Origin of the sequence: Serratia sp. H1w, from assembly GCF_000633355.1 — a bacterium.
In the GTDB taxonomy this organism is placed as follows: domain Bacteria; phylum Pseudomonadota; class Gammaproteobacteria; order Enterobacterales; family Enterobacteriaceae; genus Chania.
Window position 1 is genome coordinate 1 of the sequence record NZ_AYMQ01000041.1, and the last position, 17,990, is coordinate 17,990.

The 17,990-nt window shown below is 50.2% G+C and carries 25 protein-coding genes; 9 read left to right on the forward strand and 16 right to left on the reverse strand.

Features of this window, described 5'->3' with window-relative positions; all coding sequences use genetic code 11:
- Nucleotides 1–29: 29 nt before the first annotated feature.
- From U869_RS0107395 to U869_RS30520, 16 genes are all read right to left on the reverse strand, one after another.
- Complete coding sequence (locus U869_RS0107395) at nt 30–209, reverse strand: Hok/Gef family protein (protein WP_232785337.1); 180 nt, start codon at nt 207–209, stop codon at nt 30–32.
- A 134-nt stretch (nt 210–343) separates the two neighbouring features.
- Entirely contained in the window at nt 344–1,042 is a 699-nt protein-coding gene (locus U869_RS29950; RefSeq protein ID WP_025118820.1) for a hypothetical protein, read from the reverse strand.
- On the reverse strand, nt 1,039–1,665 hold the full coding sequence (locus U869_RS0107405) for an HNH endonuclease (protein WP_025118821.1): 627 nt from the start codon (nt 1,663–1,665) through the stop codon (nt 1,039–1,041). Before U869_RS0107405 ends, U869_RS29950 begins: the two co-directional genes overlap by 4 nt.
- A complete protein-coding gene (locus U869_RS0107410; protein ID WP_025118822.1) occupies nt 1,662–1,892 on the reverse strand; it encodes a hypothetical protein in 231 nt (76 codons plus the stop codon). Before U869_RS0107410 ends, U869_RS0107405 begins: the two co-directional genes overlap by 4 nt.
- A gap of 52 nt (nt 1,893–1,944) precedes the next feature.
- Nucleotides 1,945–2,367, reverse strand: a complete 423-nt coding sequence (locus U869_RS0107415) for a hypothetical protein (RefSeq protein ID WP_025118823.1) — start codon at nt 2,365–2,367, stop codon at nt 1,945–1,947.
- Complete coding sequence (locus tag U869_RS0107420; RefSeq protein WP_025118824.1) at nt 2,364–4,541, reverse strand: DNA cytosine methyltransferase; 2,178 nt, start codon at nt 4,539–4,541, stop codon at nt 2,364–2,366. The genes U869_RS0107415 and U869_RS0107420 overlap by 4 nt, the downstream gene beginning before the upstream one ends.
- A complete protein-coding gene (locus tag U869_RS0107425) occupies nt 4,538–4,864 on the reverse strand; it encodes a hypothetical protein (protein ID WP_369795611.1) in 327 nt (108 codons plus the stop codon). Before U869_RS0107425 ends, U869_RS0107420 begins: the two co-directional genes overlap by 4 nt.
- A gap of 27 nt (nt 4,865–4,891) precedes the next feature.
- The gene (locus tag U869_RS32510) at nt 4,892–5,074 is read right to left on the reverse strand and encodes a hypothetical protein (RefSeq protein WP_071998210.1); all 183 of its coding nucleotides are present in this window, start codon (nt 5,072–5,074) and stop codon (nt 4,892–4,894) included.
- Nucleotides 5,071–5,394 (reverse strand): hypothetical protein, encoded by a 324-nt coding sequence (locus U869_RS0107430; protein WP_025118826.1) that lies wholly within the window; start codon nt 5,392–5,394, stop codon nt 5,071–5,073. Before U869_RS0107430 ends, U869_RS32510 begins: the two co-directional genes overlap by 4 nt.
- Nucleotides 5,387–6,058: a DUF1627 domain-containing protein gene (locus U869_RS29955; RefSeq protein ID WP_051590096.1), complete on the reverse strand. Its 672-nt coding sequence runs from the start codon at nt 6,056–6,058 to the stop codon at nt 5,387–5,389. The genes U869_RS0107430 and U869_RS29955 overlap by 8 nt, the downstream gene beginning before the upstream one ends.
- Complete coding sequence (locus tag U869_RS0107440) at nt 6,055–6,441, reverse strand: hypothetical protein (protein WP_025118828.1); 387 nt, start codon at nt 6,439–6,441, stop codon at nt 6,055–6,057. Before U869_RS0107440 ends, U869_RS29955 begins: the two co-directional genes overlap by 4 nt.
- A 16-nt stretch (nt 6,442–6,457) precedes the next feature.
- The gene (locus tag U869_RS29260) at nt 6,458–6,961 is read right to left on the reverse strand and encodes a replication protein P (protein ID WP_025118829.1); all 504 of its coding nucleotides are present in this window, start codon (nt 6,959–6,961) and stop codon (nt 6,458–6,460) included.
- Nucleotides 6,939–7,838 (reverse strand): DnaT-like ssDNA-binding domain-containing protein, encoded by a 900-nt coding sequence (locus U869_RS32165; RefSeq protein ID WP_025118830.1) that lies wholly within the window; start codon nt 7,836–7,838, stop codon nt 6,939–6,941. Before U869_RS32165 ends, U869_RS29260 begins: the two co-directional genes overlap by 23 nt.
- 53 nt (nt 7,839–7,891) lie before the next feature.
- On the reverse strand, nt 7,892–8,191 hold the full coding sequence (locus U869_RS32170) for a hypothetical protein (RefSeq protein WP_157834723.1): 300 nt from the start codon (nt 8,189–8,191) through the stop codon (nt 7,892–7,894).
- A gap of 268 nt (nt 8,192–8,459) precedes the next feature.
- Nucleotides 8,460–9,023 (reverse strand): toxin YdaT family protein, encoded by a 564-nt coding sequence (locus U869_RS0107465; RefSeq protein WP_025118832.1) that lies wholly within the window; start codon nt 9,021–9,023, stop codon nt 8,460–8,462.
- 2 nt (nt 9,024–9,025) lie between these two features.
- On the reverse strand, nt 9,026–9,256 hold the full coding sequence (locus U869_RS30520; RefSeq protein WP_071998211.1) for a YdaS family helix-turn-helix protein: 231 nt from the start codon (nt 9,254–9,256) through the stop codon (nt 9,026–9,028).
- A 106-nt stretch (nt 9,257–9,362) separates the two neighbouring features.
- Here U869_RS30520 and U869_RS29960 point away from each other — a divergent pair, with 106 nt between their 5' ends.
- From U869_RS29960 to U869_RS0107515, 9 genes are all read left to right on the forward strand, one after another.
- Nucleotides 9,363–9,935 (forward strand): helix-turn-helix domain-containing protein, encoded by a 573-nt coding sequence (locus U869_RS29960; RefSeq protein ID WP_025118833.1) that lies wholly within the window; start codon nt 9,363–9,365, stop codon nt 9,933–9,935.
- A gap of 222 nt (nt 9,936–10,157) precedes the next feature.
- Nucleotides 10,158–10,673 (forward strand): hypothetical protein, encoded by a 516-nt coding sequence (locus U869_RS0107475; protein ID WP_157834724.1) that lies wholly within the window; start codon nt 10,158–10,160, stop codon nt 10,671–10,673.
- Nucleotides 10,674–11,168: 495 nt separating this feature from the next.
- Nucleotides 11,169–11,462 carry a hypothetical protein gene (locus tag U869_RS0107485; protein WP_025118835.1) on the forward strand — a complete coding sequence of 98 codons (294 nt, stop codon included), beginning with the start codon at nt 11,169–11,171 and terminating at the stop codon, nt 11,460–11,462.
- Nucleotides 11,463–11,595: 133 nt separating this feature from the next.
- Nucleotides 11,596–11,823 (forward strand): hypothetical protein, encoded by a 228-nt coding sequence (locus U869_RS0107490; RefSeq protein WP_025118836.1) that lies wholly within the window; start codon nt 11,596–11,598, stop codon nt 11,821–11,823.
- A 161-nt stretch (nt 11,824–11,984) separates the two neighbouring features.
- The gene (locus U869_RS29965; protein ID WP_025118837.1) at nt 11,985–15,236 is read left to right on the forward strand and encodes a RecE family exodeoxyribonuclease; all 3,252 of its coding nucleotides are present in this window, start codon (nt 11,985–11,987) and stop codon (nt 15,234–15,236) included.
- Nucleotides 15,237–15,247: 11 nt separating this feature from the next.
- Nucleotides 15,248–16,366 (forward strand): recombinase RecT, encoded by a 1,119-nt coding sequence (locus tag U869_RS0107500; protein ID WP_025118838.1) that lies wholly within the window; start codon nt 15,248–15,250, stop codon nt 16,364–16,366.
- Nucleotides 16,360–16,545 carry a hypothetical protein gene (locus tag U869_RS0107505; protein WP_025118839.1) on the forward strand — a complete coding sequence of 62 codons (186 nt, stop codon included), beginning with the start codon at nt 16,360–16,362 and terminating at the stop codon, nt 16,543–16,545. Before U869_RS0107500 ends, U869_RS0107505 begins: the two co-directional genes overlap by 7 nt.
- Before the next feature lie 71 nt (nt 16,546–16,616).
- Complete coding sequence (locus U869_RS30530; protein ID WP_071998213.1) at nt 16,617–16,883, forward strand: excisionase; 267 nt, start codon at nt 16,617–16,619, stop codon at nt 16,881–16,883.
- Nucleotides 16,825–17,883, forward strand: a complete 1,059-nt coding sequence (locus tag U869_RS0107515; RefSeq protein ID WP_025118840.1) for a tyrosine-type recombinase/integrase — start codon at nt 16,825–16,827, stop codon at nt 17,881–17,883. The genes U869_RS30530 and U869_RS0107515 overlap by 59 nt, the downstream gene beginning before the upstream one ends.
- The last annotated feature ends 107 nt before the right edge of the window (nt 17,884–17,990 follow it).

The following is a 17,990-nucleotide window of genomic DNA, read 5'->3' on the forward strand; positions in this document are numbered from 1 at the left end:
GTGGCGGGGATTACTCCCCGCCGTAGCTCTTACTTGGTTTCGTAAGCCATGTGAGCCACAATCTCCATTCCGCCGCTTCGGAAGCTAACATCACAGAGGTTGTTTTTGTTGAGCAGCAACGCCCCTAATAGGGCAATACTGACAACGATTAGCGCCATCAGCGCTAGTTTTTGTGGCTCCATAGCCTTCTTCTCCTTGCCTTTCGGCATGTAAGAGGCTACCTTTATGTTGTCACGCATAAGAGGGCCTCGGGTTGATTAATATCGACTCGGGGCTTTTCTCTTTCTGCCTCGTGTATGCCTAAGACAGAAAGTCTCAAGCACCCGGCAGCACTATAGCACAATCAATTATTCTCCACACCGGATCGCGGCTCAACACTGCTTGTGGCCTTTGCCGATTCACGGTCTAAGCGTTCAATCTCTGCCAGAATGAGTGCACCAGCCTTAATTAAATCGCGGCGCTCCGTTGATGGCCTCCAAAATTTTGCATCCCACGGCCATTCCGGAGGTGTGTACCCTTGTCCGGGATACGGATTACCGGCGTAAAGGGCATAACAAGCTGCCGCAAAAGCCATTTCGTTATTCTCGTGTTCGTCATCATGCTCCGGTGTCCATCCCTCAGCGTTGATCTGCCGCTGTCGTTCGGTCATGACATCAGCAAGCGCTGGCTGCTGTAGTCGCCGCTCCAGCTCTGAGTTTGTGCGAAGCTCGTTATCACGCTGCTCGCGAACTAGTTCCAGCCGTTGCTCTGCTGCCTCTGCGCGTTTAGTCTCAGATTCAGCAAGGCCGTGGAAATGCCACATATGCCGCTCGTAGTATGCTGATTGCTCTTGCTCAAGCTTTAACGCAGATTGCAGTGCTGTGACGTACTCTTGCGAGTAGAGCAGCTCAATATCTTTAACCTTACCGCTGTCAATCATCCACTCAGGCGGGCGCTCACGGCTTAACTCATTGCGCCAGAGACCAAAACCTTCACATGTTTGCACACCAGCATAGTTGTAATCGTATGCCACAGGCTGGCTAAGTGCCTCGTTGTTGCTCATTGTCTGGATCCTTTCTCAATTTTCCGGATAGCACTCTGTAACATGACCTTGGCATATAGCGCTGGAGCAAGGGCCTTGGGAGCATCACCACCACCAGATAAAACGAACATCGCTTTTGTATGTGACGGAGCAGTCATCAGGTTGGCGATCTGGTTGTTGTTCTTGTCGTTATCAAAATGAATTACTGTATAACCCGGTTTGAGTGGTCCGTTCACACACTCCCAAACATAGATATCCAACCGTATAGGCTTACCTTTGATATAAACTTTTTGGTAATCCCCTCGACCAGAAAGTCGATATTTCCCCCACCCTTTCCCTCGCATGAAACATCTAACAGCGTCTACAGTTTTATTGGTTGCGAAGCGATTATTAAACATCTCTGTAAGAACTGGGTAAGTATTATCTTTGTTCACAAATAGAAATGTTAACTGTTCATCCGTATAGCTAGGTTCTTTTGTTAGATGTTTATCCATTCCGCGACCGCGCAGAATCTCCCTAATCGAACCAAGACTTTTGTTTGTGCCAAACCTATGATTAAAAATCTCTGTTATTTCTCGACATGTCATACCCTGACAATGTGCTTCGAGAAATAATATTTGCTCTTGTGGATATGTTTTGCTCATTTCTCAATCCCCATAACCTCAGGAACGCGCCCAGCGTAACCATCATAAACAGCTTTCTGCGCATCCAGTGCTATCCGGTAGGTATTCACCATGGTGCCGCAAATCTCTACTACCGCTTTCGCCCTAGCCAGCTCCTCCTGTAAAACCTCACCTTTGATATTCGGATCCGTAACAGTTTCCAGCATGGCGAATTGATGGTTCATCAAATCTTGAATTGTATTCTTCATTGTTCATCTACCTTCTCATGTAGCTCATAGGCGTGTGAATATTAATTAAGGTTTACTTATTCCTTGCTAAAGGCACAGCAAGATCTACAGTCCAAGAAATGATTGCCACCTCGTTGTTCGTCTTGGGCTCACCAAAAACGTAGTATTTGCTTTCTGGGCGGCCCATAACCGGGTCGAGGAAAACAGGCTCTTCACCTTCAACCAAAACAGCAATAATCTGATGTAAACCCCCGACAATATTCAAGGATGCAACAGATAGAAAATAAATAAATCCATTACGCAGAGTTCCTTGTTTCGGATGTCCATAAAAGTATGGAATACCGTAGTGATCTAATGCATCGTCGAGCCACTCTCCCTTTGACTGGAATTTTTCATGCCAAAGGTCGACAACTTCATCCACCGGCTTTGACGCGACCATTGCAATGCAAGCTGACATGCATGTGTTGAAGGTTGGTTGTTGTTGATGTTCGATCATGCTGCCTGCTCCTCTATGGCAATACACATTTCTGGCAAGTTGGCGCGGACAAGCGCCTCAGCGAACGGCGGCGGTACCGCGTTGCCGCATCTGGCCACTTGCGCCTCTTTCGAGTATTTTTTCCCACGATAATCTCGTTCGATGATGTACCAGTCAGGGAACCCCTGGGCTCTATACAACTCTCTCGGCGCCAGCATCCGCATGCAGATATCAACGATGATGTAATCACCGACACGGATGTAGCCGGGGCGTTCTGCGGGAAATAAGTGGCTATCGTCTGGCTCGTCGCTGAATTTCTCCAGTAACCGGGCGCACCACCACGCCCCATAACGCTGTTCATCCGTCAGTGGTTCCTGGCCACAGTGCGCTTCATTGATTGCCATACGGTCTTTTGTGGTGACTGAATGCACTGGTGCCGCAACGTCGACAGCTGTCGCTGTGCCATAGTATTTGGTTAAGAAAGCTTGGACGTGCCCGTTATGCTGGCCACTGGCGGTTATCGTCGGTACCGGATCTGTAATTGGCCTTCCGTCTTTGCACGTCCCGCGCAGGTGTACCAAATGCGATGTACAAAGCCCGTGGTGGTCAACTTGGGTAACCGTATGCAATGGTTCATTCACACCCAGGCCTGCGCCGGTATAGTTACCGCCGTAGTGCTTCACTATGTTGGTAGCTACTAAAGCATGGTGCCCACCGGTGGTTACTGTACGTAATGGTTCTTCAGCTTTTCCGCCTGGATGCCCGGTGGTGTTAACCATTAAATGTACAGATGTCAGTGCGGTATGGGATGTTGTTGGTAAGGTGATCATCGGTGCCTCAACAGCACGCGGTTTACCTGAGTATTTCGGTCCGCCTGCCCCAACCAATACAGCGCTCACCGCGTTCACTCGTGAAACGCTCGTAATGGTCTGGTATGGGGTTTTGACAGACTTGGGGCGCATTTGCCCTTCATTGCCACCGGTACCGATAAGAACAGCCGCGGCTATTTGGGTTTTCCCGCCACCACCAGGCATGACCGTTCCCACCGGGGTATCAACCAGTTGGCCAGTGCTGTTTCCAAACTGACGTACTACAACCGGTGCGGCAATCCCTGAACCGAGTGTCTGAGTTATCGTCTGCAATGGCTCACGTGCGGATTGTCCCCGGAAACATTGGTATTTGGTCCGGCTTGATGTGTGGTTGCTTTTAACCACATACGGTTCGATCAACAGGTGTTCTGCTTTGCTAGTGATCGTCGTTAATGGCTGCTCTGTTGAATACTGCCGGCCATCACCGCCGAAACCGGTTTGCCCAATTTGAACAATATACGGATCTGGATTATTTATAACGAACCGTTGCAAGCCTTTAACGATGCGGCGCAGAGTGTTATCTGCCAGATCCTTCTTTCTGCCAAAAATGCTTTTGGTTGGAAGTGACCAATCGATAATTTCGGCAGCTGTACGCCAGGGTTTGAGTTTTCCGCTCTTAACCTCTTTAGATTTTGGATCCCCGTGGGTGGGTTCGGGCCAAACTATTGGATTACCATCACAGCGGGCCATCATGAAAAAGCGCTTACGGATGGTTGGAGCACCATAGTCACAAGCTCTCAACTCACGGTACTCAACCGCATAGCCCAGTCCAGCTATCAGGCGATGGTGTTCGTCACTGCCCTCTGCTATACCCAAAATTTCGCAGCACTCAGCCAACGCAGGGTGATCTGCATCAATGCCGGTGGTCAGCATTGCTATAAACCCGAGAAAAGTTTCCCCAACACGATCTGGGCATGGGTAGTCATTGCCGTTCTGGTCTGTAACGAGCGGCCCCCACGTTTTAAATTCCTCCACGTTCTCCATTGCGGTAACCCGCGGGCGAACCTTCAAGATCCATCTGATTTTAATCCAGGCCAGCCCCCTGATTTCTTTTTTAACCGGTGCGCCGCCCTTCGCTTTAGAAAAATGCCTGCAGTCGGGACTAAACCATGCCAAGCCCACAGGCTTGCCAGCTGTGGCAACCACCGGATCGATATCGAATACGGATTCACAGTAATGCAACGTGTCCGGATGATTGGTTTCGTGCATAGCGATCGCATGTGGGTCGTGATTAATGGCAATATCAACGCTGCGGCCGGTGGCCAACTCGATACCCGTTGACGCACCACCACCGCCGGCAAAGTTATCAACAATAATTTCTCTCATTGGTATTGCCCCAAGGTATCAGCCAGCACTTTGGCAACGGAAGTAACAGTGGGCATAGGGATCCCTTCTAACCACATGCGATTGATATGATGGCGGAGCCGTTTTTGATGGCACTCCGGCAAGTTTTCCGCGCTGTCGATTTGGGTGATCACCATCTCGACCTCTTTAGGCCAAACTGTATTTTCAACCGGGATCAGCAGCATGGTTTCCAGTTCGATGATCCGATTAATGGCGTTTTTAAGGATTATTTCGTCCATAGCACTACCACCATTGTGATCAGCAATATCCAAAACGTGGCGCTGGCGATGCACATCATTTTCCATGGGTTTCGTGCCATCCATTTTTTGATCTCACTCTTCATGATGGGCCTCGCTGAATACCGCGCTCGATGGCGACCAATCGCAATACGTGTCCGTTTCGACGTGACCGAAAATCGCTTTGCAACGGCGTATGTGCGCGCAGTCCCCACAGGTTTTGCCCGTAGGAAGCTTCATTTTGTCCGGGTCGGATGGGTCATAATTGAGTTCACTCATACCTGGGCCTCCCGCAGCTCGACTATCAGGTTTTCCAACTCGTCAGCAATACCGTCTAAATGCGGCTGAACTATCGATTCTTCATACTGCCGATTTTCGGATAAGCCACCGGGGCAGATGTTGTTTCGACAATCCGAAATTACTTGTAACGCCATCTCTATCCCACGGACTTTCGCTTCGAGTATTTGAGCGTCTGCAGTAGGAAGCTCGTCGCTAACAAAGCAATCAAAAATGATGCATAAAACCCATACGATAACGATGGCTGCGATAGCCCAAATAACGCCACCAGGTTCTTTTATCAGTTCCCAAAACTCAGTCATTGGTAACCTCCAGCAAACGATGAACCCGGGTCAGGTGTTTGAGTAATTGCTCATCGTGCCGTGCACCGGCTTTCTGTTGCTTAATGCGTTCGCGCAGATGGGTGATCGTTGGAAGAACCAGCGTCTCAGTATTTGATTCAACTGCTGGCGTTCGCTGTGCAGCTGGCGTTGCGGGGAAAACAGCTGACGGCGTTGGAACATCCCCAGTTTTTGCCGAGGGGGCCGGTGCTACAATTTTTTCAGGTTCAGCCTTTGTGGGTGTCGCTTCAACGCCGGGCACCATGTAACGGAATTTACCGTTGGCTGAATTGCGCACCACCTTCCCGCGACTGGTGGCCATTGCCAAGGAAGATGCAACGCGACGAGCAGTAACACCAGCAACGGCAGCGAGCTCCTCTGCCGTCATTGGCCCCTTTTCTGCGATGATATTGATCAGATCCTCAGCTTTGATGCTCACTGGCTTAGCTTCGCTTTTCCCCACATGTCCTGAGGCATTCCCGGTCACCAGCTCCCAGCAATGGCCATCTTTCTTTACCACCTCGGCCTCTTTGAGTTCCCAGAGCTGATCAATAACTTCCTGGCGTTCCATACCCAACCGCGCAGCGATTTCTATGGATGAGGCTTTACCCATCGCTTTTAGTGCATCGATGATCGTTTCCATCATGCGTTACCCCGCACAGCGGCCAGCGCCTGATCGAACATTTTGTGCAAATGGCAAAACCGCAGTTCAACTGGGTTAAAGTGCCACAGCGTTTCATTGGCCACGGTGGGTTGGGAGTAAGCGCGATAATTGATCTCCCCTCGCGCCATAAATTTTTCGCTGGCACTGATCAACATGTATCGAGCCTTGTTCCCCTGGCTTTTGACAACAATTTCAGCATGAGGGGATCGAACCATATTTCTCAGTCGAGTGAGGATTGACACGCGAGAGAGGTCACCATCTGGATAAACCTGGTGTGCCAGCTCGTAAATTTCGCTGGTGCTCAGTTCCTTACCCAGGATCAGATCGACGAATTGCCTAGTTGTAATTCTGGTTTTTTTGGTCATTGGTTTATGCTCCGGCTTATTTCTTGTCTTTGACGCTTGAACGTATCCTGGCCAACATTTCATCCCCGCGCTGACGGTATCGGCCATCGGGATCGGCCTGTTGGGAATAACCTGGGGGCGGTGGCCCTTTTGTTTCAGCCCGGCGAACGGGAGGGATTGAATACCCCTGCTCAACTTTCTTGGCCCATTTTTCCAACTGGCGAACAGCCAAGTTTTTCAGCTCGACCTCAGAAAGTTTTCGGCCCACACCCTGGCGACGCATTTCAATGCAAATGTGATAAAACACGTCGCTTTTCCAATTGAAATCTTCGGAACTGTTGTACCGCCAAGCCCCGTTGCGCCATCGCCAGTATTCATCCACAACGTCAGCAGCACTGAAACCCAAAATGCTTGGCGTGGTCTCACCGACGATTGCCACGAACTCGGCAAGGTCAGGCGGCCAATGGTGACCAGCGTTGCAACGCTCGATACAGCGCGCTGTTGCTGCACTCAGTTGGCTATTCGAGAGCTTTGAAATCATCTGAACCCAGGCCGTCGAGGGTGTGGTGCCGTTCTTCCTGAGCCACCGTTGGGAATAAATCTTCGCCATCGTCTCCCAAAGGCTCCAGGCCACATCTGGCACGTTCGGCATTCCGGGCGGCCCGAACTTGTTGTAATGGATCGGTGGTTTGTACATTTGCATTTGAACCTCGTGATTGCTTGTTGGTGTTTTGCTGCAAGAATTGAGCAAGAGAACGCTCGAATTTTTGCTCCCATTGCGACTGCTGCAGTTCGCTTCGTTCGGCTTGCCAGTACACGACAAAATCAGCTAAAGCAGCGGCGAAAATATCCGGCGGTACTTCCGGGCATTGAGTGATTACCGGTCGCCAGTTTTGAAACATGGGGAACGGTCGATCATCAGGTAATAAATCTCCCTCGCGCACATGCGCGTTGTGTGGGGTTTTATCTTTTAGATCTTTATCTTTATCTTTATCTTTATCTGGTGTGACATTGCGTGACGCGTTGTGACGGGCTTCTTTCTCCTTGGCTAGTCGCTGCCGTTCACGCTGAGCATTTTTACGTTCTGCGGCAGACTTGGCGCCGGTTTCAGGGTTGCCAGAGTCTTCACGTTTAACCTGCCGTTTCTTCCAACCAGTGAGATCTTTCCCGTCCAAAACTCTGCCTTGCATAGCTTCTAAAATCTGCCCAATATCACGCTCAGTCACGTCGAGCGCACTTGCTAAATCTTCGTGCGTGACATCTGCGTGACCTCGCGTGACACTCTGTGATGCGCTGACTAACAGGTGCAAATATGTCGCCTGTACTAGTGCCACAGGCTGCCCCGACAATCTGGCTATAGTTCGCCATTTGGGGTCATTCGGCATGTCGTGCCAGAGCCGCAACCATGAATTAGCCATCAACATACTCCCCACTTGGATTGCTAACGAAAATCTCAAGTGATATTTTAATTTCAATCAATTGCATGTTTTTTGGAGATAATATGACCAGTTTTATAGCTATCCCCCACAGACCTGAAATTGCAGTTAGGTACGAGTCCGATCAAGACCGGGTTGTTATTAGCCTCGATGATTGCCCCAACATCACTGACCCGCAGCTCGGCCTCTATCAGGAGATCACCATCGACGCCAATGACATACCTGAGTTGATTGACGCCCTCAGCAAGGCGTATCAGCACGCTCAAACCAAGAAATCCTAAAACTTCAACAAAGCCCTTTTTGCCAGTACTTTGGTACTGGCCTCCTCTAATCACCGACGCCCCATGCGACGCCCTGGTACATGCGGACGGTCTGGCTTGCCCTTCACCCGCTTTAGCGGCTTTGCGTACGTCTTTGCGACCGCAAGGCTGCTGGCGATGGTCGCATTTGGGTATGCCAGGTAATGATTGGCGCCGTGGACTGCAGCAGAACGCGCGACTTCAACAGAAAATCCATTACTTACCAGTTGATCGCGGATCTGCGCTTCAACTTGTTCTCTTGAAATTCTCTTGAAAAATTAGCCATTGGTTTATGCTCCGATCGTTAAAAACAGCCGCTGAATACTGCGGCAGCGCTGGCCATAACTGCAGCCCACCGATCCGGCGGTGCCAGCCTTACCAGCGATTCAATGCCCTCGCGGATTTCTTTCTCCAGTTCACGCAACGGTGCTCCGAGTAATGCCGCCTGTTTGGCATCCGCGCATTCTTTGATGGCGTCGGCCACCAGTTCAAACTTGGTTTTCCCCTGCTTCAATCCGTATTTTCTGGCTATCTCTATCGGCATCACGTCGGCAATTACCGGCGCCAGCTGCAGGACGTAACCGGCGTACTTCTCAGTACGGTGCGGGTTATCCAACCAGCGGAAAATGTTCTGTCTGTTGTTACGGTCAGAATCCCCCAATTGGAGGCCTTTTCCGTCACGTCGAAACCATTCATCGGTGATCAACTTTGCGATAGTTTCCTGTGCCCGGCCCGGCAGCGTGCTCTGCCAATCCTCGACGGCCAGCCGCACCGCCTCGGGTTTGACGCTGGCACGGCGCCGCATGGAAGATTGATTTTCTGAACTCAGGCGCTGGCCACTCGCCCTGATAGCATTTGCAAATGACATGGCTAACTCTCCAGTTTCTGAGGTATACCTGATGTCGGATTGGGATGTATGTCTGGGCGCAATTCGTGCGGGGTTATACCCGTAAGATTGAAAATCTTTATCAGGTAGCCTTCTGGAACCCTTCCCTTATCCCGATGCCTCCAGTGGCTAACTGTCATTGGGCTTACTTCCAGAGCCCTAGCCAAACAAGAAGCGTTATTGAGTTTCTTAATTACTTGATCTAGCGCTGTCATTTTTGAACCTCATCATTTACGACAAAGTTGATTAAATAATTTATTTATACTTCGTGTCAATATTTTATTTATTTCATGCGTTAAATAAATTGTTTATACTTATGATATGAAAGAGAAAAAAACTAACTCACTAACAGCATTCGAAGAGCGTATGTCTCTCCTTATGCAGATGAAAGATCTGAATAAAGCAGATCTGGCACGTATAGCCGGAGTTAGCCCCCAGGCTGTTAACGGCTGGTTCAATAGGGGTGAGATCGGAAAAGCTTCTGCCAAGAAAATCTCTTCAGTTACCGGCGTATCTGTCGACTGGCTGCTTGAAGGTAGCCCTGAGTTGCACGAGCTAAATGCACATCGTGGCAAGCGACTAGCCGATTGGTTTAAGGATGGATTTCCTGAGCATGAAGCCTCTTTCTTTGCAGACCTTGTTAATGGGCAAGTGGCTTTTACTGATAAAACAGCCAGGAGGATAGAGGTAGATTACAGCCTTCCCTTCAACTACTTGGATTCTGGCAATTCTCTTGGTGCCCCCTCAAACCTTAATGATGATGACAAAGAACTTTTGTACTATTTTCATAAGCTTACAAAAAAATCGAAACAAGAACTCTTAGAAAACGTCAAAAAGCAGGCTATTTTTTACGATGATATGTTTGAAGAACTAAAAAAGCTTAGAGAGCAGTAAGCAAATAAATCAATGAGTTACAACCGCCTTAATGGCGGTTTTTTTTCGTCCGCACGAACCATGTAAATAAAATATTGACCAATATGTAAATATAATATTTAATTGAACACATCAAAAGCACCGCAGTGCTCAGGAAATGTTCTGACACCGGGAAAGACCGGGGACGGCTGGAGAGACAGCGAGCATAAACCAATGTTCAACCAGGCAGCAGAGGGTTACACGATGACTACTAAGCAAAATGCAATTGTTCTGGCAAGAACCGCACGTAGCGAAGCCGCCAATACGGCAAAACGTACCATTGCATCAATCATCACCAACTGGAATGAGTGTGTAAAACAAGCCGGGTTCACAGGTGTATTTGATTTTCCGACCACTGGTTACACCCGAAAAGCACAACTCATTGCAGATCTGGAACGTTGCGCCGCGCAGTTGGACGATTACTGTGAGCCTAACCCTTTCGCCCCGCACACCGTTGAGCAGCAGACTCGCGAATTAAATGCAGCGCTTACTCGCGTTCTTGATGCCGATGAGGCGCACGCCGAAGCGTTCGAAATTAACCTCCGCATGGGCCCAGTGAAAAATACAGTTTTGGTCAAGGTTGTATCAGGACTTAATCAACGTGCCGAATTCTACGGCCGGTTCCAATGGGGTCGCACTGTTGCATTCAAGAGTATCCCTGGAGCCACTCGCTGTATGTTTAGTTCTTTATCTGCAGGTGATATCAAACACGGCCTTTAATCAATCGCCAAATTAAATTGATAGCCTTATTAGGGCGTAATAATCGAGACATAATCTAATGAATAACATCGTTCCTAATAGCGGAAAAGCGGTAACCCTGCGTCATAAACGCACAGGCGCGCCATGGGATGTATCATTTGACTACGTACGCAGCGTCTATCGGTTCGAGCCTACCGGCAACCTTCGGGCGATCAAAGCACCATTTGAATCACCAGGGATCCCACCGGAATTTGAGCCGGCAGGCACTCACTGAGTACCAAGCCCAGCCAGCGGTGGTGAACACTGGCAGTAAGCGATTGGTTCTTGACCTTGCTAATGCGCTTACGGACCGCCGGGAAAGACCGGCAAAAAAGCAACACCAGGGAACGGTCGTATATTCCCGCGCGCAGATGTAGGTAATACGACGCCGGAAACGTAACCGGCGACCTAATTGTTTTTAATTCAGTTTATTAATTAAGTTATGGATCCCCATTACCTAAAACCGGAGTATGACCAATGAGCAAGACAGTTATTTTTAAATTAGAGCAGGTCAGCAACAATATCGCCAAAGTATTTTCTAACGGCGAAACTGCTGGTTATATCGCGCTGCCGGAAAACGAACATCAAAACCAACAGCCTTTCGCTATCACCCACAATGGCAAAGACATTGGCTATGAGCATTGCGATGTATGTGCTATCGAAGCTGTTATCCGCCGCTTTGAACGTATCCCCCTTTCGGTGGAAATCAACCTCATTACGCCTAAAGAGGTTGCCCGTTCAGTAAGCATCAACGTGGTATCCATTCACTGATTGCTGTGTGTAGTCTTCCCCGCTGCCGTTGGCGGGGCTTTTTTGAAGCTATTGAAATGCGTCCTGCGTTTCCTATCTGGGGGCGTAAATTCACGGGGCGCATTTCAATACCAACCAACACGAGAATTTAATAATGGAAAAAGTATTCTCCCCGCCAGTCGCGCGCGAATCGCAGGCCAAATATTGCAAAGAAAAAAACTATCCGCATTTCGCGCCACTTGACGGAATTTGTTATCGCTGCAAGCGGGACATTTATCAGCAACAAACTGCGTCCCCGCGTCCTACTGGCATTTCAGTTCAAGAGGCAGGCAGCAAACTGATTTGCTTCTGCCCTCACTGCAACCGCAGTTATGACGACTAAAAAGTAAAAAGGCCCGCACAAGGCGGGCCAGTCTACCGGCTTAACGTCCCGGTGACGGGTTACCGGGGAACCACCCCCAGCAACCGGAGCATAAACCAATGACCAACCGAAGCAGATCATCGATCGGTTGGGATTCTACCTAATTTCAGGAGAACTGCATAATGCAAAATGTTGCCAGCTATCTTTTACGTGCGAAGCAAAAATCAGGTAAGCCGCACGCTTATGTTCAATTTGTCGTGGAAGATGGTGACGATGCTGAAACAATTCTCAGCTATCTGATCATGAAGGCAAAGCTCGTAAAAAATGATTACTTCGCTGCCGTTCGTATCGACTTCCCCGTTGTTGACGGACTGCCAGGTGATGGTGAATTCAGCGAAACCTTTTGGCTTGAATGGGCTCTTGAAGGTGAAACAGGTAAAACATGCGTCCCACGCGCCACGCTTGATCCCACTATCGCGTTTCCTAAGCTTTACCCTTACATGATCAAGGCCGACGCAGATACACCGGCAAAAATACCAGAGCCGCCAGCCAAGGAAGAGGCCAAGTATCACGCGACAAACCTTGATAAGCATACTGTCATTGCTGCAGCCTGGCAGCTCGGCCGCGACTGCCTGCAGTTGAATGATGAGCAGTTAAGAGCTGCAAAGACTCTTGTGATGGACGATTCTCAGCGATACCCGCAGAACGTCATCATGGCACTATCAAGCCTCAAGCAGTTTGATTACGTATATCCAGAAATGCCAATAGTAGCCATTGCCGGAATTAAGGCTGTATGGCCACCGTTCGGGAAAGCACCAGAACTGGGCAAAATTAGTCAGTTCGCTACCGAATACCTGAATGTAAAGGTAGAGGATCGCCAGTCTGTCATTTCCAAGTGGCAGACCGGCGGTAACGCAGCTGGCAGCCAACAAAAAGAAGACTTGCCGCGCACGTCATCCGGCGCACTGGCCGGCACAGGCAAGGATCCAGTCTACGGCACGCCAATAGCGTCCTTTAGCGAACTTGAAACAGTCACCTACCTTGCGCACTACCCATCCGATTTTGATATCAGCAGGCCGCCAATCGGCATTGTTAATGCAGTAAAAGAGATGAAAGCGCGCAAAGAAAAGTCTCCATTAGCATGGTATGGACAGTTATCCGAAACTCCCGGCATTCTGGACTTTTCCCGAGAGGCCATTGGCACGCTTATCCGTAATGCGCCAGAAAAACTTCACCTGACACCCGGCCCACTACGCGGCTATATCAATGCGAACCTGATTGAGATTGACGACAAAACAGCGCAGGTAAAAACCGATGATCAAACCCAATCGCTGCCGCAGGGCGAGGCAGGCTCACTGGCTGATGAACAGCTTGCGAAAGAAACGCTGGTAGACACAGCAGCAAGTGTTGGCAGCACGCCGTTGGCGGGCGAACTAACAGCAAGTGATGCCGCAAATGACGGCGAAAAAGAAGAAGTGAACGCCATTAAGGATCTCGAACCAACAACGCGCAGTGCGTGGCTGCGGCGCGAAATCATGACTGCGCTTGACGGTAAAACGTCAGTGATGAGTACGGATGATGTCGAGGAGCTTCTCACAAAAGCTGGCGATTTTAATCACGTATACCTCGCCAGACTGCTAGCCAAAGAGATAGAGCCTTGTGATCCCTTTAAGCAGTTGGCCCAGGACGATATCTATCACCTCACTTGCGATGTGCTTGAAGGCTGGATCCATGAAAAAGACGAGCGCTGCCAACTTATCGATGAACGCGTTGAGTTCTATCTGAAAGAAGCGCGTCAAACGTTGGAACAGGCAGGTGTCGCTAGCCAGCATAAAAACACTGAACTGGCGCGGCCTGATGCCTCAAATTTAGGAGAAAAACCGAAAGTCGCCCAGCAGCAGCCGGCTGGCGAATTACGCGCCATGGGCGGCAGTAAGTTTGATGTATCAGAATTGTTCGCGGCATCACCGCTAGCCAGTGTAGATAACTCAGCCCCAGCCGATTTGCGGAAAAATGAGGATCTGACAACCAAGGATGTTCGGGAATTCCTGGATCCGTCAACCAAATCGGCCGATTTGTCAGGTGAAACGGTCGATTCGTCAGGTGAACACACGCCAGCCGCACAGGAAGAACGGGTCGCCACTACGCCTGCATATTTCGAATCAGGCCGGTACCACGATATCCCGAACGACGTTTACCACGCGGCGAATGGCATCAGCAGCACCCAGGTGAAGGATGCACGGATCAGCCTGATGTACTTCCATGGCCGCCACGTCATCAAGTCCATTGCCCGTGAACGTAGCGATGCCCTGACTTTTGGCTCGCTCGTCCACACGATGGCGCTGGAGCCGGAAAAACTGGTCAACGATTTCAACATCGAACCAATCATTCCTGAGGGGGCCTTCACTGGCGTTGCATCAATGCGCGCGTTTATCGACAAACACAACGCAGCACTGCCAAAACAGGCCGACGCCGACACACTTCGGGCAATGATCGAGAAGCACAACGCCACGCTGCAGGTACCGTATGCCCTGGGCGGTAATGCGGATGAAATCGGCCGGATTTACACCCTGCTGCCTGAGGCATTCCAGAGCATCGCCGAGGGGCAGAAATTCACAGCTACAGCCATGAAGGCTTGCATCAAAGAGTACAACGCCACCCTTCCCGAAATGCTGAAAACCAGCGGCGGCCGCGATGCATTGCTCGAGCAATTGGCAACCATTGATCTGGAGTTCGCCACGTTGGAAAAAGCCATCCCTGCGCCGCTGCCGGTTAGCGGGACAAAAGAGGACATGGCTGCCCGGATCAAAACGATTCTGCCAGAGGCCATTTTCGCTGACGAAATTCTTGATGCGTGGACGTCCTCAGACGACGGCCGGCAACTGGTAACCCAGCAGCAAATGCAGGCGGCGAAAGCCATTCAGCGCGCCCTATTCACTCACCCGTCTGCTGGTCCCCTGCTGCAGCATCAGAGCCGCGCGGTTGAGGTGAGCTACTTCGGGATCGATGAAGACACCGGCCTCGAGGTACGTGTTCGCCCTGACCTTGAGATCGACCTTGATGGTGTTCGCCTGGGTGTGGATCTCAAATCGACCAGCATGGGCCGCGTTAAACAGGATTTCTTACGCGCAAAATTGCACCGGGAAATCATCGATCGCGATTACCACCTCAGCGCGGCCATGTATTGCGACGTTGCCGCCTTCGATCAGTTCTTCTGGATTTTCGTGAACAAGGACGAAGGCTATCACTGGGTGGCCATCGTTGAAGCCTCGCCTGATCTGTTGGAGCTGGGACGACTGGAATACAAAAAAGTGATGCGCGATATCAAGCAAGCTTTCGACATAGATACATGGCCGGCACCGATCACCGAAGAAATCGTGGACGACATTAACGACTTTGACCAGCGCCGCATGGAAGCGCTGCGCATAGCTTAAGGAGCATACCAATGACCAACCAACTCGCACTGATTCAGAAAGATTTAGCAGCAGAGCTGGCACCGGCCAAGGAAATTTTGCCGAGCCATGTCAGCTTTGAAAAATTCACCACCGCCGCGGCGGTGGCACTAGCCAACAATAGCGATTTATTGGGTGCCGACCGCCAAAGCGTTATTAATGCCCTTTCATCTTGCGCAAAAGACGGACTGATCCCTGATAACCGTGAAGCCGCGTTGATCGTGTACAAGACGAAAAACGCTAAAGGCCAATGGATACCAAAAGCGCAGTACTTGCCGATGGTCGACGGCGTGATGAAACGGGCTCGCCAGTCCGGCGAAGTCTCGGTGATCGCGACGCGTGCCTGGTACAAGAACGATCAATTCCGCGTCTGGATGGACGAAGATGGCGAGCACATTTTTTACGAGCCGAACCTACTGGATCGCGGCGAACTCGTTGGCGCGTTCGCCTATGCCAAGATGAAATCCGGCGAGCTGCAATTCGAAGTGATGAATCTGGATGATATTGAAAAGGTCCGCGCTGCCAGCAAAAACAGTGACAAAGGTCCGTGGGTCGATTGGTATGAGTCAATGGCGCGAAAATCCGTGATGCACCGCCTCTGCCGCCGTTTGCCGAACAACTCCGAGATGATGGAAATGCTCGAACGCGGGCAGGAGATGATCTGGCAGAAAGAAAAAGACGTCACCCCGGACACACGCGTAACCGCCGGACAGTTGATTGAGTCGGCAGATAAGACGCCTGAGCCTATCACTGAAAATTCAGCGCCTGAAAAAATTGCTGAGGATATTCGCGGCTGCATCGACAAGATCACCACCCCGGCACAGGCGACTGACCTTCGCGCATCAGTTGAAGAATTGAAAGCACAGTTGGGGATCACTCTCTACACCGAGCTGAAAAACAAAATCGTGAGGCAGCACCACCGTCTGAACGCGATTGCAGCCCTGGGTGCGTCGATCGATACGGCTGGCAAGAACGGCGGCACAACGAACGAGGAGCGTGCCGAGCTGGGCGCACTGCTTCATCGCTCCGAGCGCTTTCTTAGCGCTGATGAGGTTCAACGCTATCAACAGGCGATCGATGATCTGTCGCCAGCGCAGGAGGCGGCATGCTGACGCTCATTGGCTTTGTCCTGCTGGTCAGCCCGTGCGGCCACGATGCATGCGACGCGCTACCAGTATCCGAAAAGGTGTTCTCGACCAAAGCTGAATGCGAGCAGGTGAAAGAAGCAATCCAGTTTCGTAGGCCACACGCCGTATTGTTTTGCGGCGATGTATATCGACCTGAAAACTGATTTACAAAAATCAAAAATATCCCGGTCAGCGCGGTACCCTGCTGGCCGGTTATATCGTTGAGGTATGACCAATGGCAAAAATCACTCTCAAAGAATGGAACGATCGCCAACCACGCCCTAAGAGCGTGGAAACTGTTCGTCGCTGGGTTCGGGCAGGAAAAATTTATCCAGCTCCAGAACTTGATGGCCGGGAATACCTTTTTGATGACCGGGCCATAAAAATAAACCCAAATAACCTACCCAAACAGTCAACAAAACAACTGCTGGACAGGATCCGTGATGGCAAGAATGCGAAGCCGCGCCCGGCGCGATCTACCCCCAAACTTATACGTCCGTAATGATGGCTACTACAGCTACCGTGACCCACGGACGGGAAAAGAATTTGGGCTAGGTCGGATTAAGCGCGACGCCATCAATCAAGCTATCGAAGCAAATTTACAGCTTATGGAAACATCGATCAGCCTGGTAGACCGGATAAACGGTAGTGCGTGCGTTATGTTCCACGCTTGGCTTGAAAGATACGAGGGGATTATTAAGGCCCGTGATCTTAAAAAAACATCACTGGACGACTACTTGAACCGTGTTAGCGCAATCCGGACAGGGATCGCCGATGCAGAGATCGATACGTTAACCACCAAAGACATTGCTGTGTTTCTTAACGATTACGTGAGTCAGGGGAAAAACACACGTGCAAAATTATTACGTTCAACGCTTAACGATATTTTTAAAGAGGCGGTTGCCGACGGGCACATTCAGTTCAACCCCGTTGACGCTACGCGCACCCCAAGAACGCCGGTGCAACGCGAACGCCTTAGCGTTGAGGAATATTTCAAGATCCGTGCAGCGGCAAACAGCATGCCTGCATGGGTTGGATTAAGCATGGAGCTGGCATTACTGACAGGTCAGCGGTTGGGGGATGTAAGCAGATTAAAATGGGAGGATGTACACGATGGCAGGATGTGGATTGTTCAGGAAAAAACCGGGGCGCATGTATCGATCTCAACAGACATTAAGCTCACAGGGGCCCAGTTGAGCCTTAGTGATACCCTTGCGCGTTGTAAGCTGCATTACGCTGATTGTTCTAACATCATCGCTGGCCAATCTGGCGATACTTTAGCAGCAAAGACGATCTCTACAGCATTCAAAGACAGCAGGCGCGCTTCTGGGCTTGAGTGGAAAACCTCCCCGCCTTCTTTTCATGAACTGCGCAGTTTGTCCGCAAGGCTGCACAAAAAAGAAAATGGCGAGGAATTCTCTCAGCATTTACTTGGCCATAAATCCGCAGAAATGACGGCCAAGTACCATGATGAACGCAGCGATAAATGGGTATTCGTGTAGGTTAATTATGACCGAATAGTGACTTATAGTGACCTGTCACTTTTAACCTTATGATTTAAAATGTTTTATTTTCATGCGACCTATCACAGTCATAGGTTAATAAAATC